Origin of the sequence: Pantoea sp. MBD-2R, from assembly GCF_039134845.1 — a bacterium.
GTDB lineage: Bacteria > Pseudomonadota > Gammaproteobacteria > Enterobacterales > Enterobacteriaceae > Erwinia.
In genome coordinates, this window is sequence record NZ_CP152417.1 from 3277304 (window position 1) to 3300143 (window position 22840).

The 22840-nt window shown below is 54.9% G+C and carries 20 protein-coding genes, 1 tRNA gene and 1 pseudogene; 4 read left to right on the forward strand and 18 right to left on the reverse strand.

The window, feature by feature from the left end; all coding sequences use genetic code 11:
- The first annotated feature begins 197 nt into the window (after window positions 1-197).
- Window positions 198-1481, forward strand: a complete 1284-nt coding sequence (fadL, locus tag AAGQ96_RS15010) for a long-chain fatty acid transporter FadL (RefSeq protein WP_342753944.1) — start codon at window positions 198-200, stop codon at window positions 1479-1481.
- Window positions 1482-1686: 205 nt separating this feature from the next.
- Here fadL and mlaA read toward each other — a convergent pair whose 3' ends face one another.
- Genes mlaA through ccmA form a run of 10 tightly spaced genes read right to left on the reverse strand, consistent with a single transcriptional unit; the run spans window position 1687 to window position 9434 of the window.
- Window positions 1687-2445 carry a phospholipid-binding lipoprotein MlaA gene (gene mlaA, locus AAGQ96_RS15015; RefSeq protein WP_342753945.1) on the reverse strand — a complete coding sequence of 253 codons (759 nt, stop codon included), beginning with the start codon at window positions 2443-2445 and terminating at the stop codon, window positions 1687-1689.
- 34 nt (window positions 2446-2479) lie between these two features.
- Window positions 2480-3691: a c-type cytochrome biogenesis protein CcmI gene (gene ccmI / locus AAGQ96_RS15020; protein WP_342753946.1), complete on the reverse strand. Its 1212-nt coding sequence runs from the start codon at window positions 3689-3691 to the stop codon at window positions 2480-2482.
- Entirely contained in the window at window positions 3688-4152 is a 465-nt protein-coding gene (locus AAGQ96_RS15025) for a cytochrome c-type biogenesis protein (RefSeq protein WP_147199020.1), read from the reverse strand. The genes ccmI and AAGQ96_RS15025 overlap by 4 nt, the downstream gene beginning before the upstream one ends.
- A complete protein-coding gene (locus AAGQ96_RS15030) occupies window positions 4149-4706 on the reverse strand; it encodes a DsbE family thiol:disulfide interchange protein (RefSeq protein WP_147199021.1) in 558 nt (185 codons plus the stop codon). The genes AAGQ96_RS15025 and AAGQ96_RS15030 overlap by 4 nt, the downstream gene beginning before the upstream one ends.
- On the reverse strand, window positions 4703-6658 hold the full coding sequence (locus AAGQ96_RS15035; protein ID WP_342753947.1) for a heme lyase CcmF/NrfE family subunit: 1956 nt from the start codon (window positions 6656-6658) through the stop codon (window positions 4703-4705). Before AAGQ96_RS15035 ends, AAGQ96_RS15030 begins: the two co-directional genes overlap by 4 nt.
- Window positions 6655-7146, reverse strand: a complete 492-nt coding sequence (gene ccmE, locus AAGQ96_RS15040) for a cytochrome c maturation protein CcmE (RefSeq protein WP_147199023.1) — start codon at window positions 7144-7146, stop codon at window positions 6655-6657. The genes AAGQ96_RS15035 and ccmE overlap by 4 nt, the downstream gene beginning before the upstream one ends.
- Complete coding sequence (ccmD, locus tag AAGQ96_RS15045; RefSeq protein WP_147199024.1) at window positions 7143-7364, reverse strand: heme exporter protein CcmD; 222 nt, start codon at window positions 7362-7364, stop codon at window positions 7143-7145. Before ccmD ends, ccmE begins: the two co-directional genes overlap by 4 nt.
- On the reverse strand, window positions 7361-8101 hold the full coding sequence (locus AAGQ96_RS15050) for a heme ABC transporter permease (protein WP_342753948.1): 741 nt from the start codon (window positions 8099-8101) through the stop codon (window positions 7361-7363). The genes ccmD and AAGQ96_RS15050 overlap by 4 nt, the downstream gene beginning before the upstream one ends.
- A gap of 56 nt (window positions 8102-8157) precedes the next feature.
- Window positions 8158-8817 carry a heme exporter protein CcmB gene (gene ccmB / locus AAGQ96_RS15055; RefSeq protein ID WP_342753949.1) on the reverse strand — a complete coding sequence of 220 codons (660 nt, stop codon included), beginning with the start codon at window positions 8815-8817 and terminating at the stop codon, window positions 8158-8160.
- Window positions 8817-9434, reverse strand: coding sequence for a cytochrome c biogenesis heme-transporting ATPase CcmA (gene ccmA, locus AAGQ96_RS15060; protein ID WP_342753950.1), 618 nt, complete (start codon window positions 9432-9434; stop codon window positions 8817-8819). The genes ccmB and ccmA overlap by 1 nt, the downstream gene beginning before the upstream one ends.
- A gap of 251 nt (window positions 9435-9685) precedes the next feature.
- Between ccmA and AAGQ96_RS15065 the strand changes: the two genes are divergently transcribed.
- From AAGQ96_RS15065 to AAGQ96_RS15075, 3 genes are all read left to right on the forward strand, one after another.
- Entirely contained in the window at window positions 9686-10606 is a 921-nt protein-coding gene (locus AAGQ96_RS15065) for a formate/nitrite transporter family protein (protein ID WP_147199028.1), read from the forward strand.
- A 398-nt stretch (window positions 10607-11004) separates the two neighbouring features.
- Window positions 11005-11079: transfer RNA gene (locus tag AAGQ96_RS15070), tRNA-Arg, on the forward strand.
- Between the two features lie 461 nt (window positions 11080-11540).
- Complete coding sequence (locus AAGQ96_RS15075) at window positions 11541-11900, forward strand: DUF6404 family protein (protein ID WP_147199055.1); 360 nt, start codon at window positions 11541-11543, stop codon at window positions 11898-11900.
- Between the two features lie 124 nt (window positions 11901-12024).
- On the opposite strand, the gene AAGQ96_RS15080 is transcribed toward AAGQ96_RS15075, so the two are convergent.
- The 8 genes and pseudogenes from AAGQ96_RS15080 to AAGQ96_RS15115 all read right to left on the reverse strand — a co-directional run bounded on the left by AAGQ96_RS15080 (window position 12025) and on the right by AAGQ96_RS15115 (window position 22835).
- A complete protein-coding gene (locus AAGQ96_RS15080) occupies window positions 12025-13404 on the reverse strand; it encodes a VasL domain-containing protein (protein ID WP_342753951.1) in 1380 nt (459 codons plus the stop codon).
- A 101-nt stretch (window positions 13405-13505) separates the two neighbouring features.
- Window positions 13506-13976 (reverse strand): annotated as a pseudogene (locus AAGQ96_RS15085) (hypothetical protein).
- 14 nt (window positions 13977-13990) lie between these two features.
- Entirely contained in the window at window positions 13991-14446 is a 456-nt protein-coding gene (gene tssE, locus AAGQ96_RS15090) for a type VI secretion system baseplate subunit TssE (protein ID WP_342753952.1), read from the reverse strand.
- On the reverse strand, window positions 14446-14991 hold the full coding sequence (tssJ, locus tag AAGQ96_RS15095) for a type VI secretion system lipoprotein TssJ (RefSeq protein WP_342753953.1): 546 nt from the start codon (window positions 14989-14991) through the stop codon (window positions 14446-14448). Before tssJ ends, tssE begins: the two co-directional genes overlap by 1 nt.
- Window positions 14969-16054: a type VI secretion system baseplate subunit TssG gene (gene tssG, locus AAGQ96_RS15100; protein WP_342753954.1), complete on the reverse strand. Its 1086-nt coding sequence runs from the start codon at window positions 16052-16054 to the stop codon at window positions 14969-14971. The genes tssJ and tssG overlap by 23 nt, the downstream gene beginning before the upstream one ends.
- Window positions 16018-17772 (reverse strand): type VI secretion system baseplate subunit TssF, encoded by a 1755-nt coding sequence (gene tssF, locus AAGQ96_RS15105; protein WP_342753955.1) that lies wholly within the window; start codon window positions 17770-17772, stop codon window positions 16018-16020. The genes tssG and tssF overlap by 37 nt, the downstream gene beginning before the upstream one ends.
- 42 nt (window positions 17773-17814) lie before the next feature.
- The gene (gene tssA, locus AAGQ96_RS15110; RefSeq protein WP_342753956.1) at window positions 17815-19416 is read right to left on the reverse strand and encodes a type VI secretion system protein TssA; all 1602 of its coding nucleotides are present in this window, start codon (window positions 19414-19416) and stop codon (window positions 17815-17817) included.
- Window positions 19416-22835 (reverse strand): ImcF-related family protein, encoded by a 3420-nt coding sequence (locus AAGQ96_RS15115; protein ID WP_342753957.1) that lies wholly within the window; start codon window positions 22833-22835, stop codon window positions 19416-19418. Before AAGQ96_RS15115 ends, tssA begins: the two co-directional genes overlap by 1 nt.
- Window positions 22836-22840: the final 5 nt, after the last annotated feature.

The following is a 22840-nucleotide window of genomic DNA, read 5'->3' on the forward strand; positions in this document are numbered from 1 at the left end:
GACGTTTTTTGTTAAGCAGATCCCTTTTTGTGGATCATTATGGAAAAAACTATAAAACAATATTGCAACATCAGTGCGAGTGAGACCTATACTGGGGCACTGGTCTGATAAGTTAGCGGTTATTCAGATCCAATGAGTACCGACAGGGGTTATAAAATTAACCTGTTGAATAATAATCAAATAATGAGGTTGTGGTCATGAACCATAAAAACCTGTTTGCGAAGTCTGCGCTCGCAGCCGCAGTGGCCATTGTTTCTTCAAACGCTTTTGCAGCCGGCTTTCAACTTAATGAATTTTCCGCAATCGGTCTGGGCCGCGCCTATTCAGGCGAAGGCGCGATGGGCGATACCGCTGCCTCCGCCAGCCGCAACCCGGCAACAATGGCATTAATGGATCGCCCGATGTTTTCCATCGGTGCCGTATTTATCGACCCGGATGTGGCGGTTGACGGTTCAAGTTCAACCGGCCAGAGCCTGCATGCAAATAATATTGCGCCTACGGAATGGGTGCCGAATATTCATTATGTCCAGCCGCTTAACGATCGCTGGTGGCTGGGTGCTTCCGCCAATTCTAATTATGGCCTGGCGACCGAGTTTAATAATGACTACACCGCCGGCCCTTATGGCGGAAAAACCGATCTTCAAACGGTAAACTTTAATTTAAGCACCGCTTATCGACTTAATGAGAATTTTAGTTTTGGCGTGGGCTTTGATGCCGTTTACGCCCGCGCTAAAATTGAGCGCTACGCGGGTGAAGCTGGCGCTGCTTTAGGTTTCCCGGCCGATACTCAGATTGCGCATCTGAAAGGCAATGAATGGGGCTACGGCTGGAATGCCGGTATTTTGTATGAGGTGGATCAGAATAACCGCTTCGGCTTTACCTATCGTTCAGAAGTCAAAGTCGATTTCGATGGCGCATATAAAAGTTCGGTTCCTGGCTATATCAATTCGCTGCCGCAAGCCCAGGCTTTTGGTCTGCCATACGGTACCAGCGGTTCAACCATTCCAGGCTCGTTGACGCTGAATCTGCCTGAAATGTGGGAACTGTCCGGCTATCACAAAGTCGCGCCACAGTGGGCGGTGCATTACAGCCTGACCTACACCAGCTGGAGCCAGTTCCAGGAGCTGAAAGCGACCGGCAGCAGCGGCCAGACGCTGTTCTATAAAGACGAAAGCTATAAAGATGCGTACCGCATCGCGCTGGGAACATCCTATTTCTATGATGATAACTGGACTTTCCGTGGCGGTATCGCCTTTGATGACAGCCCGGTCCCGGCCGACCAGCGTTCAATTTCCATTCCCGATCAGGATCGTCTGTGGCTGAGCACAGGTGCCTCCTACGCGTTTAACCAGGATACCTCCGTCGACGTGGGCGTTTCATATATGCACGGTCAGCACGTTGAGGTGAACGAAGGCCCCTATACGTTCCGCTCTACCGGCAAAGCCTGGCTATATGGCGCGAGCTTTAACTACAAGTTCTGATTGCCTGGCTCATCGTCAAAAGGCCTGTCGCAAGACGGGCCTTAAGGTTGTTGACAAAGTGCAGGCTCAGGGAGCATACCCCCTCCGCAAAGACGCAAAAAACGCCATCCGTGGCAGCTCAATACGGGCGTAAGCTCCCCTCGCTTCAGGTTTGTCAGCAGTCAAAAGGCCTGTCGCAAGACAGGCCTTTTTTGTGCTGAATGCTTTAGTTCGCGTCGATGTCGTTGAGATCGCCCTGAATCGCCGCGGCGTTTGGATTTTCCTGCGGGATTAGCTTGCCATCGCTGGCAAGGAAATCGTGACGCTGGAAATAAGCTGCCCGCACAAAGGCGTAAGGGTCGCCAGAGTTGCGCAAAATCGCGTCGGAGTCGAGCAGCTGCGCACGGGTTTCAACACCTTCCAGCGCCCATTTACCCGCAGTCATCCACCAGGTCAGCCAGCCCAGTGGCGCGTAGAGATCGTCCACCATGCCGCCAACATCTTCACGCGGCGTAAAGCTGCCGTAACCCGGTAGCTCGACATACGTGCCGTATCCCACGCCGTAATTGCCCAGCGTGCTGCCGAAGCGGCGCGGTTCTTCCTTCGCCAGTTTCGGATTCGCCATGCCGGCTACGTCGATAAATCCACCCATTCCCAAAACGGTATTCAGGAAGAAGCGGTTGAAGTGAATCATCGCTTTATAAGGTTTGCCCTCAACAAAGTAGTTCACCATGGTTGAAGGTTCGCTCAGGTTGCCGAGAAAATTGCTCAGGCCGCTACGGGCAGGCATTGGCACATAATCACGCCAGGCAACAGCTACAGGGCGGACGACGTAAGGGTCCAGCACGTTGTAGTTGAAGTTGAACATCGATCGGTTGAAGCCTTCCAGCGGATCGGACCGCTCCTGAGGTTCATCCGTCGGCGAACTGGCACACCCGATCAGCAATACGCTTGCCAGCGCAACGCCCATCACGCGGTAGCTCATATCTGTCTCCCTGTAGTGAAATGTATAACTGCCGCTACGGCTGCCGTTGATTAATCTCAACGGCCAGCTGTTGATGACCATCGAAAGGCGTAAGCGCACTCGTACCAAACCAGTCACCCGCCTGCGGATTAGCGCTGCCATCACGCGAGATGCGTACGCGAACCTGAACCTGACGCTGTGCAGAGAGTAAACGCTCCGGCATCATGGCATTGCTGTCATCAAGCGTCAGCGATAGTGGAAAATGGCTTAACGGCAGTTTTTTTACCGCCACCGGAACCGGTGAAGCGCCATCGGCAACGGAAATATACAACACTCCGCTCTCGGGTAACATTTTTTCTGCGCCCGGTGCCAGCGTAACGGTTAAAGCCAGATGGCTGTTTTGCTTGCCGGAATCGGTTTTGGCCTGCTCAATACTGCGTTGAATCATCAAGACCCGGCGATCGTCAGCAGGTAACAATTGTAACATCTTTTGCCAGCTCGCTATCGCTTCAGCGTAGTGCTGCTGGCTAAAAGCATTAAATGCCAACAGGCTGAGAACCCGAAGATTGTTGCCGTCGGTTTTTATCATCTCGTTCAGCATGGTCGCAGCCTGACGATTGTTTTCAGGATTCGGTGAACGCGTCAGAACATCGGCATAGCTTAATTTTACTTCGGGATTGTCAGGCGCCAGCTGCATCGCGCGCTGAAAAGCCTGCGTCGCAGTGGTGGCGTTATTTAACACCATGCCAATTCGTCCCAGCATTAGCCAGTCATCAACGTTGCGCGGATCGTTTTGCAGCGAAGTACGGATCCCCAGCCCCAAACGAGCCAGCTGCTCCGTGCTTAGCGGTTTGGCATTAGCATCCATCAGCTGCGCACGCAGCGCAGGAAGCTCATTATTGACCTGCTGCCATGCCATTACCTGAGCAAAACCACCGGTTTTGAAATAAAAGCCCAGGCTGACCAGGACAATAACCAGTACGCCCGGCACTAATACCCAGCGGCTAACCGTGCGCTCGCGGAGCTGTTCATCCTGTGGAATATCCCACAGCAGCGTCTGTTGCAGTTCAAGCACCATTTCCGGGCGTTCGGCTACCACGCCCTGCTGCTCATCCAGTTCAAGCTCTTTCAGACGCTGATGATAAAAAGTTTTGTTCAGCGTATCGCGATCGGCGGTAACGGATTGCTGCCTGCGTCCACCCGCAATCAGCAGCAGCGCGCTCGCGGCGACCAGCAATGCCAGAAGGGTGAACCAAAATCCACTCATGGTTGCTTCCTGTTATTTTTTAAAAGCTCGTCCAGCCGCGCCTGCTGTTCAGCATCCAGCTCACTGCCGGTCTGCCGTTTTTTCCGACTGCGTAATACAATCACCAGCCCACCGATAAGAACAAACAGTACCGGGCCAGCCCAAAGGATCAGGGTTGAAGCCATCACGGGCGGCGCATAGCTGACAAAATTACCGTAGCGGGCCACCATATAGGCTTTCACCTGTTCCGGCGTCTGGCCGCTTTGCAGCAGCTCATACACTTTCAGGCGCATATCGCCCGCGATCATGGCATTCGAATCGGCGATGCTGTTGTTCTGGCATTTTGGACAACGTAAAGACTCGGTCAGATGCCGGTACTGCTGCTCCTGATCGACAGAAGAAAATTTATAGGTATCAATATTGTCTGCCAGCGTGCTGAAAGAGATCATCAGCGCCACCGCCAGTATCATGCAGTGTTTCATGTTCCTGCCTCCTTGCTGTATTTATCCCATAATGGCTTCACTTCGGTATTCCATACCCGGTCATTCATGTCCCCGGCATGGCGATAGCGGATAATCCCTTTACCATCGATTAAAAACGTTTCTGGTGCGCCATACACGCCCAAATCAAGCCCCAGCATACCGTCGCCGTCATAGAGACTCAATGCATAAGGATTGCCCAGCGAATTCAGCCAGCCGATCGCCTTGCTGCGGTCATCTTTATAATTCAGGCCGACAACCCGAATTCCCTGCACCGCCAGGGAATTGAGATACTGGTGTTCAGCCCGACAGGTGGGACACCAGGTCGCCCAAACGTTCAGCAAAATCGGCTTACCGTCCGTCAGCACCGACTGGTCATACGTTTTCCCAGGCTGGTCGAGCGATTCCAATTTGAACAGCGGAACCGGCTTGCCCACCAGCGCGGACTCCAGCCGAGTGGGGTCGTCGCCGTTTGCATTTCGGCTCAGCTGCCACATCAACGCGGCCGCCAGCAGCAAAAACAGAACCAGCGGGATATACAGTATTTTCTTATTCATGCCAGCTCCTTTTGCGCTTTCTTACGCGAGCGATAGCGCGGATCGAGCAGACAGAATATGCCGCCTGCCGCCATAAACACGCCGCCAAACCAAATCCAGCGCACAAAAGGCTTGTAGTAAATCCGCACCGCCCAGGAATGATCATCCAGCTCTTCCCCAAGCGCAGCGTAAAGGTCGCGAGTGAAACCACCGTTAATGGCGGCTTCCGTCATCATGGTGTGCGCCACGCTGTAGTAGCGTTTCTCCGCATGCAATGTTGCTTCCTGCTTGCCGTTACGTGTGACGTCGATAATGGCGACGCCCCCCGTATAGTTCGCTCCCTGCAAGTTGTGCACGTCGCGGAAGGTGAAGTGATAGTTGTGAATGTCTACCGTGTCTCCCGCGCGCATACGCACGTCGCGCTCGACGCTGTAATTCTGGCTGAAAGCAATACCAATTACGGTGACGGCAACCCCCAGATGGCCGAGCACCATGCCCCAGTGACTACGTGACAGATGGCGCAAGCCGGTGAAAAAACGGTGACGATGCGTTGCGCGCTCATGCAGTTCCATCAACGTCAGGAAGATGACCCAAATCGCCATCAGCAAGCCAACGACGGTCATTGCCTCAATACGATCCTGCATCAGCCAGGGCACCGCAACGGAAAGCACCAGCGTACCCACCAGCGCCAGCGCCAGCCGCTTCCACAGCTTTTGCGGCTCGTCGCGACGCCAGCGAACCAGCGGCCCCACGCCCAGCAGCAGCGCCAGCGGTGCCATCAGCCAGGTGAACAGCGTATTAAAGAAAGGTTCGCCAATTGAAATGCTGCCAAGCCCAAGCTGTTTATGCACCAGTGGCAGCAGCGTACCCAGCAGCACGACCAGCATGGCGGCGATCAGCAAAATATTATTGCCGAGCAGGAAAGATTCTCGTGACCAAATCTCGTTTTGCACCCGCCCGCGCACCTTGCTGCCTTTAATGGCATAGAGCAACAGCGAGCTGCCGATCACGATCACCAGGAAAGCAAGGATAAACATGCCGCGAGCCGGATCGGAGGCAAAAGAGTGCACTGAAACCAACACGCCGGATCGCACCAGGAAGGTACCCAGCAGGCTAAGAGAAAAAGCGGTAATCGCCAGCAGCACCGTCCAGGCTTTGAACGTCCCACGTTTTTCGGTGACCGCCAGAGAGTGGATCAGCGCGGTACCTGCCAGCCACGGCATAAAAGAGGCGTTCTCAACCGGATCCCAGAACCACCAGCCGCCCCAGCCAAGTTCGTAATAGGCCCAGGCGGAGCCGAGCACAATGCCGATAGTCAGAAAGACCCATGCGGCCGTGGTCCAGGGGCGTGACCAGCGCGCCCAGGCGGTATCCAGCCTGCCTGCCATTAACGACGCAATAGCAAAAGCAAACGCCACCGAGAAGCCCACATAACCCATATATAACAGCGGTGGGTGGAAGATCAGCCCGATATCCTGCAGCATCGGGTTCAGATCGTTGCCGTCAATGGGGAAGTCGGGCAGCGTTCGGGTAAAAGGATTGGAAGTCAGCGTAATAAACAGCAGGAAGCCAAGATTTATCATCCCCATCACGGCCAGCACGCGGGCAATTGCATCCAGCGGCATGCCGCGGCTGAACAGCGCTACCGCCAGCGTCCAGGTGCTGAGCAACAGCAGCCACAGCAGCAGCGAGCCTTCATGCGCGCCCCAGGTAGCCGCAATACGGTAGTAAACCGGCAGCAGCGTGTTGGAGTTTGTCGCCACGTAAGCAACGCTGAAATCGTTCACAATAAAGGCGTGAACCAGGAGGGCGAACGCTCCCAGAATACAGGCAAACAGGGCATAGCTGAGCGGTCGGGCCAGGCCCATCAGCCGTGGATCCTGGCGAGATGCCCCCCATAAAGGATAAATGCTAAGCAACAGCGCCAGCGCAAGGCCGAGACAAAGCAGGAAACTGCCGATTTCAGGCATCATGACGAGCCTCCTGGCTGCGCGTTCTGATAGTTTGATGCCGGTCCACGGTGATTTTTCTTCATTGCATCCTCGATTTCCGGCGGGGTATATTTTTCGTCATGCTTCGCCAGCACCTCTTTCGCCTTGATCAGGTTCCCCTCTTCCAGCACGCCCTGCGCGACAACGCCCTGCCCTTCCCGGAACAGATCGGGGAGAATGCCAAGATAGCTCACGCTGATCGTGCCGTTACCGTCATACAGCTTAAAAAAGACCTGCAAGGTTTGCGGATCTCGCCTGACGCTGCCAGGCAACACCATACCGCCTACGCGCAGGCGTTGGCCCGCCACCGGTTTTTCATGATCTTCCCCTTTGCCATTGAGAATTTCACTTGGGGTATAAAACAGATCGATATTTGAACGTAACGCGTACATCACTAATGAGGTAGCCAGACCCAGACCGACCAGCACAGCGATAATCAGGATCAGACGATTTTTACGACGGGTGTTCACGGTTGCTCTCCTGCCGCGTTTTTTATTTTTGCCGCGTGCATACGACGTTCGCGTGACTGCCGCTGGCGTATATCAGTCAGCAAACGCTGGCGCTGAATAACGGTGTGCAGTACCAGCACACCGAGTGCAATGAGCGTACAGGCGACAGCCAGCCAGACATAAAAGGCATAGCCGCCCATCGCGAAAAAGGCCTGCCAGGAAGAGAATGCGGGCGTCATTTGCGCGCTCCTTTTGCTGCAACGGATGCTACCCAGGGGCGATGACGTTCGGTAAACAGGATCAGGTTACGCAGGCGCATCAGCGTAAGCGTGATGAACAGCAGCCAGTAACCCAGAATTGACCAGCGCAGCGGTGTACGCATTTCCGGTGCGATAGCCTGTTGCAGCATACCGGAGGAGCCCTGATGCAACGTGTTCCACCACTGTACCGAGTAGTGAATGATCGGCAGGTTTACCACGCCAACCAGTATCAGGATCCCGGCAGCGCGGCCCGCCATCCGGCGATCGTCGAAGGCGTTATAAAGCGCAATAACGCCCATGTAGAGGAATAAAAGCACCAGCTCGGAGGTCAGCCGGGCATCCCAGATCCACCAGGTTCCCCACATCGGTTTGCCCCAGGCAGATCCGGTGATCAGCGCAATAAACGTGAAGACTGCGCCAACGGGAGCCATTGCGGCTGCTGCCAGATCGGCGGTTTTCCATTGCCAGACCAGACCGGTAAACGCCGCGATTGCCATCATCGAATAGATACCCATCGACCACATGGCAGCAGGCACGTGAATATACATGATGCGATAGCTGTTACCTTGCTGATAGTCGGCAGGCGCGAAGCCGAACCCCCAAATCCACCCCAGTAACAGCGTTGCGGTGGCGGCGATTGCAAACCAGGGCACGAGCCGACCGCATAATGAGTAGAGCCGCTCCGGCTTACCCAGCTGGTGTATCCATTTCCACATTATTATTTTGCTCACATAAAAAGAAAATGCGTTCTGGTGTTCAAAATTTAAAGACGTTAATGCACGCTAACCCGCAACGCGGCGGCGGTAGCGAAAGGCGCCAGCGTTATGCTGCCTGCAAGTAACGCGCCTAAAATAGCCAGATAACCCTCAATCGGTAATCCCATGCTCGCGGCGTCTATGGCCGCTGTAGCAAAAATCAGTACCGGCACGGCAAGCGGCAGCACCAGTAAACTCAGCAAAACACCACCACGGCGCAGGCCGACCGTCAGCCCCACGCCAATGGCACCCAATAAACTCAACGTTGGCGTCCCCAGCAGCAGCGAAAGCGCCATCGCACGCCAGCTGGCAAAATCCAACGACAGCAGCAGCGCCGCCAGCGGAGAAAGCAGCAGCAACGGCAATCCGGTGATCACCCAGTGAGCGGTCACTTTTCCCAGCACCGTTACCGGCAGTGGCGTCGGCAACAGCAGAAGCTGTTCGAGTGAACCATCCAAAAAATCGTCGCGGAACAGTCGCTCCAGCGCCAGCAAGGAGGAAAGCAGCGCGGCAACCCACACAATGCCCGGCGCAATCCGCGCCAGCAGCTGAGGCTCAGGTCCAATCCCCAGGGGGAAAAGCGTGATAACTATAAGGAAAAACCACAGCGGATTAATGATTTCTGCTCCGCTTTGCGAGGCAATACGCAATTCACGCTTCACTACACGCCAGAACATCAGCTTAGCTCCGACGAGGTCAGACGAATTTTGCGAATCGGGTTCTCTGCTACAGGTAATTCCTGATGAGTGGTCAGAATGACCGCTCCCCCGCTGTCTGCATGACGGGTAAATAAGGTCATTAACTTCGCAACGCCTGATTTATCAATGGCGGTCAGCGGCTCATCCAGAATCCATAATGGCGCCTGCGTTAACCACAGTCTGGCAAGCGCAACGCGGCGCTGCTGTCCGGCAGAGAGCTGAGCCGTAGCCACTTCTTCAAATCCCATCAAATCAACTTCTTCCAACGCGTTCCACACAGCATCCTGCGAGCAGGAAGCATGAAAGAACTGCAAATTTTCCTGAGGCGTTAACCGCGCTTTTACTCCTGGCTGATGGCCAAGGTAGAGCAGCCCGGCGTGATAATTTTCCCGCTGCTGACGAATGGGCTGCTGATGCCACATCACTTCACCCTGTTCGGACTGGCTCAGGCCCGCAAGAATACGCAACAACGACGTTTTTCCCGTCCCGTTTGCGCCCTCAATCTGAACAATGTCGCCCGCAGAAACAGCAAAACTGAGATCGCTAAATAGCGTGCGCTCATCACGTACGCAGGTAAGATTGCAGGCCTGGAGCATTAATTTATATCGCGCTTGTTAAAAAGGAGTGAAATAGTACCACAGGAACTCCGGTCATCGCAGCCTGTAGCCTTCCTCCCGGCGCGTGGATCGATGTCATTATGTGCTTTTTCGCTGCAAATTCGCTGAAAAAAACCGCTTCGTTAAAAGCTTGTTACCCTTCTCTTCAACCTTCGTTACATTTCAGCATTGGCAAAATCCCGCTACGCTTAACACAGGATCTCTCCTCTGGGGCATCAGGAGCCGCAAACATGAAAAACAAAAATGAAGATGAAGTAGAAGTCGAAAGTGATGAAAGTGAAACAGGACAAGAGATTGAAGTCGATGAGGAGGCTTTGCCTTCACGCGCAGCGGCGATTCATGAGCATATTCGTCAGGATGGCGAAAAAGAGCTTGAACGTGACAGCATGGCGCTGCTGTTTTCCGCCATCGCTGCCGGACTGTCAATGGGTGCATCATTGATGGCGAAAGGTATCTTTCAAACCCATCTGGAGGGAGTCCCGGGCGCTTTTTTGCTGGAAAATCTGGGGTATACCTTCGGTTTTATTATTGTGATTATGGCCCGACAGCAGTTATTCACAGAAAACACCGTTACGGCCGTGTTGCCCATCATGCATAAACCGACCGGGAGCAATATGCTGCTGTTGCTGCGTTTATGGGGCATTGTGCTGGCGGGCAATCTGGTTGGTACAGCAATGGCTTCGCTGGCCTTTACGCATATGCCCATTTTTGATGACGCCACGCGGGAAGCCTTCGTCGCTATCAGCCAAAAAGTGATGGTCAATACGCCCGCAGAGATGTTCGCTAACGCTGTCGTTTCGGGTTGGATTATTGCCACTATGGTTTGGATGTTCCCTTCTGCCGGTGCGGCAAAAATCTGGGTGATTGTTTTAATGACCTGGCTGGTGGCGCTGGGCGATCTGGCCCATATCGTGGTGGGCTCGGTTGAAGTGCTTTATCTGGTGTTTAACGGTGTGGTTAGCTGGCAGGAATTTATCTGGCCGTTTGCACTGCCAACGCTGGCGGGCAATATCATCGGCGGAACCTTTATTTTTGCCTTAATCAGCCACGCGCAGATTCGTAACGATATGAGTAACAAGGCGAAGGCTGAAGCGGCTAAAAAACAGCAGAAAAAGCGCCGACAGGGCGAAAAAGACTCTTCAGAAAGCTAAACAAAAACGGCAGCTGCCTTAACAAAGACGCTGCCGTTATTGCCTCAGCTGAACAGCGAGAAGGTGTGCATATAGAACGTGCTGGCAAACGCGACGTAACCCAACCAGACCAGCATGATAATGGCAAGTGACAGTTTCAGGGACATGGGCATACCTCTTTCAGGTAATAAATGAGAAGTTGATTCACTTCGCATTACACTATTCCTCTGTCAGATCGCCGATATTGATCCAGCGCAATAATGCCCGATCAGATTGCAAATATGTCACGGCCACTGACGCCAGCGCAGGACAAAACACAGTCTAAATCTTAAAAGCACCAGCCGATTGTGGATAAAACCAGCAGTCAATCGGGTAAGTGGTTAATCTGAAGATAAAAACGCGCTATACTCCCCGCCGCTGTCTCCTTAGTTAAATGGATATAACGAGCCCCTCCTAAGGGCTAGTTGCAGGTTCGATTCCTGCAGGGGACACCATTCAACCTTTCGCAACCCTCCATACCCGTTCGCAAAACTCCACTAAAACCAATGCGCCACGCGATCCAACGTTCGCCATGGTTCGTTGATAACCGCATGCTTCGGCGGGTAAAAAAAGCAAATAGTTTACCTACCGGAATTTACCCCTACTGACTATCAAGCAGATCGATGCGGCAAAGCCTGGCTGGCAAGGAAGAATGTTTCTTTTGCTGTGGCTCCAGTGAAAGCGAAAAAGCTGTCGGTAAAAATGCCTCATTGAGTGCTATTCGCCATGAGTGATATGTGCAAAAAAAACAGATTTGGTCGCCAGGCGCCAGCTTTTAATCCATGAAATCCTAAGACTCATCCTGGTCTGGTCTCTTACTTTCTGAGTGTGACGGCGATCATAAAATAATATCAGCAACACTGTACTGTGGACGATATTCAACAAAATGGTTCGATCATTTGCATGGAATATCTCAATGAAAAGTAATCTGACCTTTAAACTTAAAAAAGACCGTGCAATCGCTATCATGGCTAAAAAAGGGATGTGGCAAAGCCTCTATGCCCCTCCCTGTCATCTATTTTTATGGAAGATGGGTATTAGTGTAGCGCCGCCGCCATTTTCTTCCTTTTGGAGCAATTTTCTTTGTTTTACAAGCGTGAATACTACGTACTGGGGGATAGTGATGTGGATCGTGTTTTGGGAGGGCCGCCGAGAGGAACTTTTTTCTGCATTAATGACAATTATCGTTGTGGGAATAGTGGCCGGTCTTGTTATGTCAGCTCTGGAGTTCTGGCGGGGAAAAGCGAATCATCTTCCGGAATGGGATAGGGTTTAGCCTGTTTTTTATTGTTGCCGCCAACCGCGATATATGAGCCCACAGCCCGTGGGCTTTTTGGCCAATAGTAATTGTATTGCCCTGTGTCAAAGCAGCACGAGTGAATGATTGTTCAATGTTTTAATCATTCACGCTGTTTTTCCTGCGCCAACGTATAGATTTGAGCCTGGAGGTGCTGCTCAGCCTGGCGGATCTGCTGCTGGTGCAGCGGGGAACCTTCAGGCAGCAGCTTCAACAGACGAAGCTGCTCTTCCACCGGGACGGTCTGCCGGAAGCTTGTCATCATGCCAAAGACCTGCGATTTAAGCTCACTGACCGTGATGTATTTTCCCCTCTGACCGTCCAGCGTATTTAGTTTATCGGCAAGCGCCTGAAGCTGCATTATACCCTTGTGCCAGCCGTTCATTGCATCAGTTGACAACGCTGAGACGTTAATCTGTTGCTGCCACTGCTGTATCAGAGGTTTGGCCTGCTCCGGCCAGAGCGCCTGAGCCTGTTCTACCAGCTGTCGACTATGGTCGACATTCCAGTCAGGAGGCAATTTATTCAGTCGGACAAGCTGCTGCCGTGTCTGTGCGATTAAGTCCTGCGGTAAGGGGAGTTGCTGGCGTATCACATCCAGCTGTTCAGGCGTAAGAGGTGCAGGTAATGGTGCCAGTGAGGCGGCAAGCTGCGTCTGTAGCCTGTCTGGCCGGTGAAGATACTGCCAGCTCCACACTACGACGGTGCTGATCACCAGCATGGTGCACATCCCGGCGGCGAAGGATTTCCACTTTTTTACCGGAGTGGGCATTGCCGCCAGTACTTCCACGTTCGGCTGCTGTTCCGGTTGCGCAACGTACACCCACTTCACTGCGCTGTCTGGCGTATCTTCCGGCGGACTACTCGCAAGGCCCCTCGTGGATGCTGCCGCATCATTCATCACCCCGGCAGGCAACGCGACACCCGTCTGAATGGCTGTATCTGAGTCAGCAGTATCGCCATTGTTTTCCAGCCTGACGGCATTGTTATACATCAGGATACGCAACGTATCGAGCTGGCTCAGATGCTTAAGCTCAAGACGCTGTAATACTTCTCCGAGAGCGGTAAGCTGCTGCTCTGCATGATAAAGCTGGCTGAGATCGCGGTAGTTAAGAGAAAGAGTCCGCATCCGTTGCTGCAAACGCTGACTGAGTCCACTGAGGATTTCCATGCGGGCATGTACTGGCTGCGGCCACAGCGTCCCCCACTGATGGCTTATCAGCGCCTCGAGGATCGCCAGACCTTCATTGAGACCCGATAAACCGGCCAGTTGCGTACGGGCCAGCGTGTACCAGGCCGTTGTCTGGAGTTCCACCCCGTTTTGCTCAAACAGTGAGAGGCAGAGTTTTTCGACATAATGCCAGTCCACATCCGGACGTGCCGGATGCATCAGCTTACTCAGTTCAGCACGCAGGGCGGCATAATCCGGTAGCGTGCGCGGGTCACCGCCGGTTTTGATTTTACGTGGGGTAATGTCATTCATGACAGATATCCATTTTGACGCGTCCGGAAATAGGGAGGATTAACGCTTATGCAGCTTCGCTTTCTGCATATTCAAAGGAACGGGTACTGCAATACCAGCAGTTATGGCAGAAGCGCCAGAATCAGACTAAAAAACGTGCTTTCTTTAAAACGCTGTCCGGGACGGGATGATGCATCAGGCGGAGTAAAGGACCAGTCACTGAAATGACCTGCCCGCATGAAAAGACGCCCCACAGAGGTTACACTGCCTTCTGCATGAAGGGTCACTTCCGCGCATCCTGTCACGCCCTAACCGTACAAAAATACCGGTATAAATTTTACAGACCGGTCGTCGTAACGCAGGGTGATAGCTGCAATCTCAAAAGTCCCGCCCTCCACCAGCAGGTCCGTAACGGATACCGTGAACGTCTCCACGTTCAGTCCGGTATCCCTCAGCCATTCGTCCATCTGCTCCTGAAGCTGCCCCATTCGCAGGCGAAACTCTGCAATATCAGCCTGAGTTTTGCTGGTAAACGAGACCGGAACGGGCTGTCTGGCCTGCAGTTTTTTGAGAAACTGTGATTTTACTGACATGGTGTTAACTGGCCTTACATACGGGTTGCGGTGTCGAGATACTGCTGTTGCTTAAGATGTCGCAGGAGAACCCGCCCTTCTGGCATAAACTCGGTGCCGTAACGCACCAGACCAATGCCCCTGAGTTCCGCATCAATGGCGTAACGCAGCTCACCGGGAATTTCCTGATCAAGCAGTAGCACCTCAATAGACTTCAGGCGCGGCTCATACTTCATCAAAACCGCTGACAGCGTGGCCATCAGTTTATGTGCAGTGCCGGGAAGTCCCTGTAGAATGGTGGTCATATCCGGCAGACCGTAGTCCGGCAGATGCGCCAGCGTGCCGGCTCGACAGTTAAGGATCCGCTGCATATTATCCAGCACCGACAGGATGACCTGATTTTCTTCACTGACCTGGTGAAGATCGAGGCCGCCGGTAAAGTTGCCGTATAGCATTTCATAAAGCGAAGGTGTGTTGTATTCCAGGGGCATCAGTCGTCCTTGAACGGTTGCAGCGTCAGATGATTGTTTCCGGCTTGCAGAACGCGCGGCTTATCCGGATCGAGGTCTTCTCGCTGAATCACCAGCTTCCAACTATTGTTTATCATATCCGGGTGACGGAACAGCCCCGCCACAGCCACAAACTGTGCATCGGCTTCCATCGGCATATTCAGGTTCACGTCACCCCCCGGCTTCACCACCACATCCCGGCTGGATAACAGATCGGCTTTCAGTACCGTATCGCCATCTTTCAGCAACTGTTGATAGACGGTCTTGTCGAACGTTTTCCGGTCCTTCAACTGATAAACGCGAACGACGACCGACTCAGACAAAGAATTGTTCTCACGAACATCAATGTTCAGGGCTTCACGCGCGGAAAAATCCAGGTGCAGCACTTTAATTTTCTTATAAAAAACGGAGTTGAACGCGGATTTAGTCCCATCAGTGACGCTTTGCGTCAGGCCACATCCGGTCAGGCTGAACGCCAACAGTGCAGGTAGCCAGCACGCGGGTTTAATCAAACTTGTACGTAACACGTCGGTTTCCTTGTTGTGATGCTGCGGGCTCCAGCCCGGTGTAATAACCCAGTTCGATTGTAAAGGTCCGAGGGATATCGTCCGCAAGCTTCCCCTCCTCTACTCCCAGCACGCCGTTCATGCCGAGCCAGAAAGGGCCTTCGCCGAGCGGCGGAGCAGCCAGCAGATAGGTCTGAGTGGTCAGGGTGATTTTTGCCTTAAAACGCCAGCCGAGATAAACATGCAGCATCACCAGAAAGTCCTGATACAGCAAACCGTCCGGTTTCCAGCCCTGCGATTCCTGAGCGTTTACGGTGGACAGTGCAATCAGCAACTGGCTGTTGGCATCCATCGCCTCGTCGCCAAGCGGCGTGTTGCCGTCCAGTAGGAAATCATCATCACCATAAAAGCCCAGCGGCTGACTGACCTCTACGGGCCGCAGGCAGTAGGGGCTGACCTTCACGGTGGTATCGGGTGCCAGCAGGCGCACTAGCGCCTGCATCCCCTCCTGGGTTTTACCGGGCTGCTGCAGCACCCCCAGCAGCGCCAGAAAGCGGGATATCGGTGTGGCAATGTGGTTTGCCGTACCGGGAATGCCCAGCCCCACCAGGCCCAGCAACGACTGCGAGATGCTGTCAGTTCCGCCGGGCTCGAATGTGGCCGGGTAGGAGTATTTTCGCCAGATACGGTAAAACTGCGTCAGGATGCGATGGCTGAAGATATCCAGAAAACCCTGCAGCGCCTCATGCCCTTCCCGGCGCTGGGTGATGTCGTCGAGATAGGCGGTCGGCAGAGGCGAATCCACGCCGTACATCCCCATAAACGTGGCGCGGATGACCGGCGGTTTACGGTCATCCTCTTCGTCATACTCAACGGTTTTCAGTTCGCTTGCCGGAAAGCCCATCCCGGGGTGCGGCGCAAAGCGCACCGGGTCGTCACCGGGATGGCTGGTTGAGCCCATCAGCGGCCGGTCCGGATTTAGTTTCTCCAGCAGCTGGCAGAAACGGTAAAAGTTTATCCGGTTAAGATCAGCCTCCAGCCGGGAGGTCAGCCGGGAATACGGCGGTTGTGCTTCTCTTCCCATTCCAGACGCTCTCCGGTCGGTTGCAGGATGATAATCAGGCGGTTAAACAGATAGATATCGGTGTAGAGCGCGAAAAAGCGACTCAGCATCTCGCCAAACAGGCAGATGTCGCCACGCCCGGCAAAGCCATGACTGTCCAGCGTCACCTCAATCTGCACACCGCGTACCAGGTAGCCCTGTTCGAAACGCTCGGTTTCGCTGTGCTTAACGTCAATGATGGCTTCCAGACGACGGCGGTTCATCTCGCTGTCAGTCCACTCGTACAGCGCCAGGGTGCCACGCAGCACGACGGCATTATCCATCATCGACAGGAAGCCGCTGCCAAGATGGCTCAGCACACGCCAGTGAAAACGATCCTGTGCCGGGGGATAACAGGGTAACGTCGGCGCACACAGGTTACGGACGGCAATACTGATCGAGGTGGTTTTCATTACCGTATCGAGTACGGTACTTTGCAGCGCCCGGCGAGGTAGCAGCCCGTTGGTACCCGTGAGCGTCAGCGACAGGCTCTCGTCTTCCGGCACCGTGTGGTTATCAAAGGCTTCGCCGCCGAGGATAAGCCAGGTGTTATGCAGCCCGGACGGGCCGCGGCGCACACGGGTGTGGTAGTAATATTCCGGGGCTTCATGGCGCATCATCCCACCCTTGTGGCGGAAGCTGGAGAACGGCACGTAGGTATGCTGGCTCGATGACATCACCGAATCCACGGCGTAAATCTCGGTATGACCATCCTGCACGCGCATCGGGCGAAGCATGTATTCCGTCTGCAGGGAATTGAGCGTCAGCGGATCGGATTCCAGCGGGAACAGGTTAATCACCGGCACACAGTTCAGGCGCAGATGCTTTTCGGTAAAGCTGAAGTCATGCTCCCAGCGTTCCGCCAGCACAACGTCGATTTCAAACCAGGGGAGGTCAGCCGGAAAGGTCACGGTCTCCAGCCCACGCAGCCCCGTGAACATGAATTTCTCACGGAAGGTGAAGTACTCCAGCAGCAGCTGATAGCCGCTAAAGCTGCTGCTTCCCTTCGGCCACAGGTCGTCGTCGTCGCCAAAACCCAGCGCGGTGAAATACCCGTCGAGCGATCTTCTGTCCATGTCACCCGGCATCCGCAACCAGAGGCGTGCCGTGTTCATGGTAAAGGCTTCATGCATGGCGCAGGCTAGCGGTGCGTCTGCGTTGAAGTAGAACGGGAGCTGGCTGAGATCGACACGGCTCCAGTCGGCCAGGTGGCTGCAGTTAAAGCGCAGGCTGATGACCGAACGTCCGTCAGGGTCAGTCGACAGGCGGGCATGCTCCAGCGACAACGGCTGAAGGGTGATTTCTTTGGTGGTGGTGTACCGGCAACGCGTGCCCTTCTCCCCGATCGGCCTTGAGTTCACCTCGAAACCTTTGACAATACGCATCTGCTCTTTCATTTCGCGCCAGTCAGGGGTGAACTCCACCACCGACATCGACGGAATGGTGCGCAGGTAATGCGGCCACAGCAGACTGACCAGCCCTTCGGTCAGTTCCGGCAGGTCATCATCGAGCTTCTCACGCAGTCGGCCCATCAGGAAGGCAAAGCCTTCAAAAAGACGTTCCACGTACGGGTCGCGCGCGCCCGCTTTATCGAGATTGAGCATTGCTGCCTGCTCGGGATGAGCACGGGCAAACTCTTCACCGGCTTCCAGCAGGTAGCGCATTTCAGCGTCATAGTAACGCAGGGTTAAATCATCCATAAAAACCTGAATATGTGAGTTTCAAAGGTATGCAAGGTGTTATTACCCGCAAAGCACTGCACTGCTGGCCGGATCGAGCGCAATCATGCCCGCCAGAAGCTGGTCCATCTCTGGCTGTAACCGGGATTTATCGGTTTCACTGCGTGTGGCTTTCATGCGCAGCAATCTGAGGCGACGTGATTTCACTTCAAACAACAGCACCGGTGTCCACTGCGTGAGGGTGATGGACTGTGCAGCACTATCGAGCTCCCCCAGCAAATGCAGCGCCAGCTCATTTTTACCTTTCTGCTCGGCCACGCGTGCCATCAGCAGACGCAGCAGCCATTTGTCTTTTGCGGAGTCTGTGCCCGGGCGTGTCTGTAGCCAGCGAAGTGTGGCATCCAGACCGTCAGTATCCGCTTTCTCCAGCGCTTCCGGTTCAAGTGCCAGGATATCGTTATCCGTCTCACTGACGGCACTGACCGGTTCATCCCGCCAGCCGGACATATCGTCCAGTACGCTCTGGTTTATCCAGTTTAGAGTCACTTCATCAGCAAACGGCGTACCGTCATTAAAGACCAGGGTTTCAAGCCCGGTAAGGCGGCGCAGCAATCCTTTCAGGTCTGCAACGATGATGTCGGCCAGCACATTCTGCCCCGACTTCACCAGGGCCTGATGGATATACCACTGCAAATCCAGCCAGAGGTGGTTGGCACCGCGCGAGAAGGTGTTGTCCGCTTGTTCCAGTATCTCCAGCCAGCTCTGTTGCAGGTACAGGCGTTTGAGCATGGCCTTCTGGTCAGCCCGCGGCGGTTCGATGCGGGTTTTCCCTTCGGAATCCGGTGCCGGAATAGCACTCAGTGTGTCATGACGCAGGCTTTTCATCAGCCGGTGTGCGGCAAGCCAGCCATCGGGTTGTTCACGCAGATATTCCGTCAGTGTACGGGCCTGGGCAAGTAAATCCTGACCGGAGGTAATGCGGCTCAGAACTGGCGCATCCTGTTCTGTCGTGTGAGATGACTGCTGCACACGTATCTGATTGCTGGCGTTCTGCGGTACCACTGCATCCACGCCCCCGCCTTTCATCAGGCGGGACTCCAGAGCAGTGTATAATGCATTGAACTCCGGCCGTGACGCTTCCAGCTCTGTCTCCAGACTGTCAGTGATGAGCAGCAGCGCCCCGGCGGTACGCTGTGCATCCTCGCGTACGACCTCCGGGTAAAGTGACAGGCTGTCCAGGACACGGGTACCGGCGAGCCATTCCAACGCGGCCTTGCGGCTGCGGTCCCGCTGCGGGTGAAGCTGCATGCCATAGCACTGCAGTAATCCCGCCAGCAGTTCAAGCCCTTCGGCAAAGCCAGCTTCGCCTTCCTGGCGCAGGCGCGCCCAGCAGTAATAAGTCGCAACCCGGATATCTTTGGCCCTGGTGGTCAGTAACTTTTCGGCAAGCGTGCAAATCAGCCCGGTATCGATACCGGAAAGTTTATTGACCTCTTCACGGATACGCTGAAAATCATCGTCATAGCCGGGGTCTTCTCCGGTCGGACTGGCGTCACTTACCGGAGCAAGCCAGGGCTGCCAGTTTTCCGTGCGTGTCTGCGCCTGTTGCCGCAGCTGCGTGTCGTCAGACTGACAAGCGGCGACCAGATTCTGCAGTGTGCTCATTATTCGACTCCATCCATGTCACTGTTTCCGGTACTGGCCATCAGCGCCTGCGCGGTGGCTGCGCTGTCGACACTGAATATCTGATCCGGCAGCGTAAAACTGCGCAGATCCAGCAGCGCTAGCGGACCTTTTCCGAGTTGTGAGCGCAGCACCCACTGCAGAGTTCGACCGTCCGGGGCAGTGAAGCTCATCATCCACTGGCTGCGGTCAAGCTGCTGGCGCTTGCCCTGGTCCAGCCAGCGAATAAAGCCCCAGGTCCCGCTGTAATCTCCGAACAGGCGCGCACCAGCGTTGACCGTGGTCCAGGTCAGCATCGTCCCCGGCTTATAAGTCTCTCCCGGCCAGCGGAAGCTCTGCCAGTCGGCCATCTGATTGAAGTAGTGCAGCGGCTGGCCATCAATGGTCAGTTGGGTTTCTACCACCTGCGGTACAGGGCGCGCCTGCAGCTCAAAGCTGATGCCCTGACTGCCATCGGTAAACAGAATGTCTGACAGTTGGCTCAGCTGATTAATCGCCCGCAGGAAGGCCGGGTTAAAGCTCAGCCCCTGACTGTTGACCTTATCCGGCACCCACTGGCTGCCCTCTTTGTGCAGCACACCGCTAAGCTCTGTCGTCAGGAAGCGCTCAATACGTCCGCTGTCCTTGCGCACGAACTCGGCCAGCATTGCCAGAGAAGCATCGCTTTTACTGGTCGTAAACGGGAAGCGCCCGTCAAAGGCGCTGTGCCAGTTCGCCACCACGGAGCGGCTCCATTTGTCATTCAGACTCGCCGCCGATGGCTGAAGCACGGTCTCCCAGGCCTGGGTCAGTGGCTGCACAAACATCGTGCTGCCAAACCCGCTCCACTCTTCGCCAAGGCTTGCCGAAATCAGACTGCCGTACTGCTGGGTGTCGGTGAGATCCACGCTTTTTCCCTGGAACACGGTCTTCGCCAGGGTCTGCATCATCTCCTGCGGATCAGAGGCACTGGCCACCTGTTGCAGGCGCAGACGCACGCGGGTGATACGGGTCAGATACGTCTGCAGGCTCAGTGAAGTGTCAGCCGACATCACGTTACTGCTCTTATTTTTGCCTATCAGGGTCAGCAACGGACCAAAGGTTTCATCAAGCGGCCCCTGCGGGCCTGACGCAGACTGGTCAAACGCGGGTTTGTCTTTTCCTGCTACCAGATCTTTAGCCGATTTGATGATGGAATCCGAAAGGCCTGCGCTTTGCTGGCCGGTCTGCCCCTGCCAGGCGATGGTGTTTATCAGGGCAATCAGTGGCGACTGCCGGACGTCACTCATCAGCGTCAGCTGGTCGGTAACGTCAGCAATATTGTTTGCCGGGTTAAGTCGCAGGCTGTTGAGGAAGCTCAGCCAGCTGCCGGCAAAATCGGTGAAATAACGCTGGGTCAGACGCGCTTTCAGAGCTTCCGGCGACAGGTCGGCTGATACTGCTTTATGAGAGTCGCTCAGCACCCAGTCAATTTCATCCCGGCGCGACGTTGCCGCTTTCTCAATGGCCTGCTGGATACCGCCTTCCCAGGCCTGTCGGGTGAACATCCCGGGTACCACGTCATCGGTAGTGAACAGTCGCCGCGCATCGGTACCGCTGGTCATGTCTTCCAGAGACACATCGGCAAAGTTACGACGCACGGATTTGAGCATGTTCTCATACAGGGTGCTTTCGGCGTTACGCCGTCCAATTTGCTGCAACAGCACCTGACGGCTCTGGCTCACCAGCTGCGCATCCGGTGTGATTTTCCACTGTGGTTGCTCAGGCAGTTCGGTGATGTAGAAGGCCCACAAATCCGGCGACAGGCTTTGCCACAGGCCGGTTGAAATGCCCATCCGCGTCGGCTGCACGGCTTTCATGATCTGAGCGTAATACGCGCCATCGGCTTTATCCGGGCGGGCCATCATCAGCCAGGCTTTCAGCTGGTCATAGCCCGGCTTCGCCAGCTGTGCCCGCTGGTCGCTGCCGGGAGCGGAGCCTGCCAGCACACTGAGTTTCTGCGCCAGGGCGGCATTTGCCGGGTCGCGGATCAGGCGGTTGTTCGCCACGCCGTACCAGGGCAGCATCGCGTCTAGCAGCTGCTGGTTATGGTCCAGACCGAAGCGCTGATACCATGGCGCGCCTGCCTGAATACGGTGCTGCAGGCGGCCGGCGTCATTACGCAGCGTATGCAGGGCCGTCAGCTGGTAATCCGATACGAAAGGATGCTCCACCAGAGCATGCGCCTGCTGCGCCACAGAGACAATCTGCAGACGGTTGACCGCAAACGACAGCAGCGTGCCCGCCCCCCACACACCGATAATGGCCATCAGCGTCCAGGCAAGCGTCTGTTCCCACGCCATACCGACACGGCGGCCACGTATGCGAGTACAGTCATCAGCGATCCCCTGCCAGGTCACCGGCAGGGTCAGCGCATGGCGTTGTGATTCCGGGATATATTTCTCAGCGTCGGCAGGTGCAGCACCGGCTGTTTCTCCTGCGATAGCGGCGGGTTTATTCTCCGGCAGGCTGAACATCAGGCCACGCAGCGGAATCCGCCGCTGAGAAGAGTGCAGCCATGGCACCAGTTGCTGAGCCCAGCGGGCGATACCGCCGTCTTTGAAATGCTGGCCCAGACGCAGCAGGAAGTCGTGACCGTTGTTCTCAGCGACCTGACTCACCCCCTGCGTTCGCAGGGCCGGCAGCATCAGTTCAAGCTGGCGGGTGATATCGTCAGCTTTCGCACGCAGCGGGAAACTTGCCCCTACCGTCTGTTCAGTGCGTTTTACCTGCGACCACTGGCTGTCGCACAGTTGCCACAGCCAGACCGGAGCGGAATAACGGAGCAGTTCACTGATTTTTTCCAGTCCGCGTAAATCGTTATCGCTGGTTTGAGGGGTCAGATTAAGCGACTGCGGCATAGCGCGCACAATCCCGTCCAGCGGGCGTCCGCGACGCAGTTTACGCAGCGCAGTGTATTTTTCCTTATCGGGCTCAGCAGTCAGACTGCCACCGTAAATCAAAACGGTACGGTTACCTTCAAGCCACTGGCTTTCCTGCAGGCCGGGAACCAGCTGTTCGATTGCAGCTTCGTCGCCAGTGATTAATAACAGCCGCACCTTACGCCGCCAGAACGACGAGTAACGTCTTCTGAGATGTTTGCTCAGTGCAAAAAAATCATAATGATCCAGCAATTTTTCTTCAGTGTGATTGTTTTCGCCATCAGGCGTAACGGGAGAAGGATTTTGCTGCCTGAACAACGTAACAAAGACCAAGGTGCACAACGCGGCAGTGAGAGCGATAAAACCTGCCAGCACATACCAAAAATTATCGTCACCATTGTCGGAGGACAACTGCGTTGTCTGTGCAAGAGCAAAGAGCACCATCAGCAAAACTGCCACAATGAGTAATCCTGCTCCCAGGGGATTTGAAACCTTTTTCATGCCGG

What these genes read in the sequence shown, in the direction of transcription:
- AAGQ96_RS15065 (WP_147199028.1), top strand. Translation starts at nt 9,686, where the DNA reads ATGAAAAACAAAAATGAAGATGAAGTAGAAGTCGAAAGTGATGAAAGT.
- tssG (WP_342753954.1), bottom strand. Translation starts at nt 16,054, where the DNA reads ATGGGAAGAGAAGCACAACCGCCGTATTCCCGGCTGACCTCCCGGCTG.
- ccmB (WP_342753949.1), bottom strand. Translation starts at nt 8,817, where the DNA reads ATGTTCTGGCGTGTAGTGAAGCGTGAATTGCGTATTGCCTCGCAAAGC.
- AAGQ96_RS15080 (WP_342753951.1), bottom strand. Translation starts at nt 13,404, where the DNA reads ATGAATGACATTACCCCACGTAAAATCAAAACCGGCGGTGACCCGCGC.
- ccmA (WP_342753950.1), bottom strand. Translation starts at nt 9,434, where the DNA reads ATGCTCCAGGCCTGCAATCTTACCTGCGTACGTGATGAGCGCACGCTA.
- AAGQ96_RS15115 (WP_342753957.1), bottom strand. Translation starts at nt 22,835, where the DNA reads ATGAAAAAGGTTTCAAATCCCCTGGGAGCAGGATTACTCATTGTGGCA.
- ccmI (WP_342753946.1), bottom strand. Translation starts at nt 3,691, where the DNA reads ATGAGTGGATTTTGGTTCACCCTTCTGGCATTGCTGGTCGCCGCGAGC.
- tssF (WP_342753955.1), bottom strand. Translation starts at nt 17,772, where the DNA reads ATGGATGATTTAACCCTGCGTTACTATGACGCTGAAATGCGCTACCTG.
- AAGQ96_RS15075 (WP_147199055.1), top strand. Translation starts at nt 11,541, where the DNA reads ATGAAAAGTAATCTGACCTTTAAACTTAAAAAAGACCGTGCAATCGCT.
- AAGQ96_RS15035 (WP_342753947.1), bottom strand. Translation starts at nt 6,658, where the DNA reads ATGATGCCTGAAATCGGCAGTTTCCTGCTTTGTCTCGGCCTTGCGCTG.
- AAGQ96_RS15025 (WP_147199020.1), bottom strand. Translation starts at nt 4,152, where the DNA reads ATGAAACACTGCATGATACTGGCGGTGGCGCTGATGATCTCTTTCAGC.
- AAGQ96_RS15030 (WP_147199021.1), bottom strand. Translation starts at nt 4,706, where the DNA reads ATGAATAAGAAAATACTGTATATCCCGCTGGTTCTGTTTTTGCTGCTG.
- ccmD (WP_147199024.1), bottom strand. Translation starts at nt 7,364, where the DNA reads ATGACGCCCGCATTCTCTTCCTGGCAGGCCTTTTTCGCGATGGGCGGC.
- mlaA (WP_342753945.1), bottom strand. Translation starts at nt 2,445, where the DNA reads ATGAGCTACCGCGTGATGGGCGTTGCGCTGGCAAGCGTATTGCTGATC.
- fadL (WP_342753944.1), top strand. Translation starts at nt 198, where the DNA reads ATGAACCATAAAAACCTGTTTGCGAAGTCTGCGCTCGCAGCCGCAGTG.
- tssE (WP_342753952.1), bottom strand. Translation starts at nt 14,446, where the DNA reads ATGCCCCTGGAATACAACACACCTTCGCTTTATGAAATGCTATACGGC.
- AAGQ96_RS15050 (WP_342753948.1), bottom strand. Translation starts at nt 8,101, where the DNA reads ATGTGGAAATGGATACACCAGCTGGGTAAGCCGGAGCGGCTCTACTCA.
- tssA (WP_342753956.1), bottom strand. Translation starts at nt 19,416, where the DNA reads ATGAGCACACTGCAGAATCTGGTCGCCGCTTGTCAGTCTGACGACACG.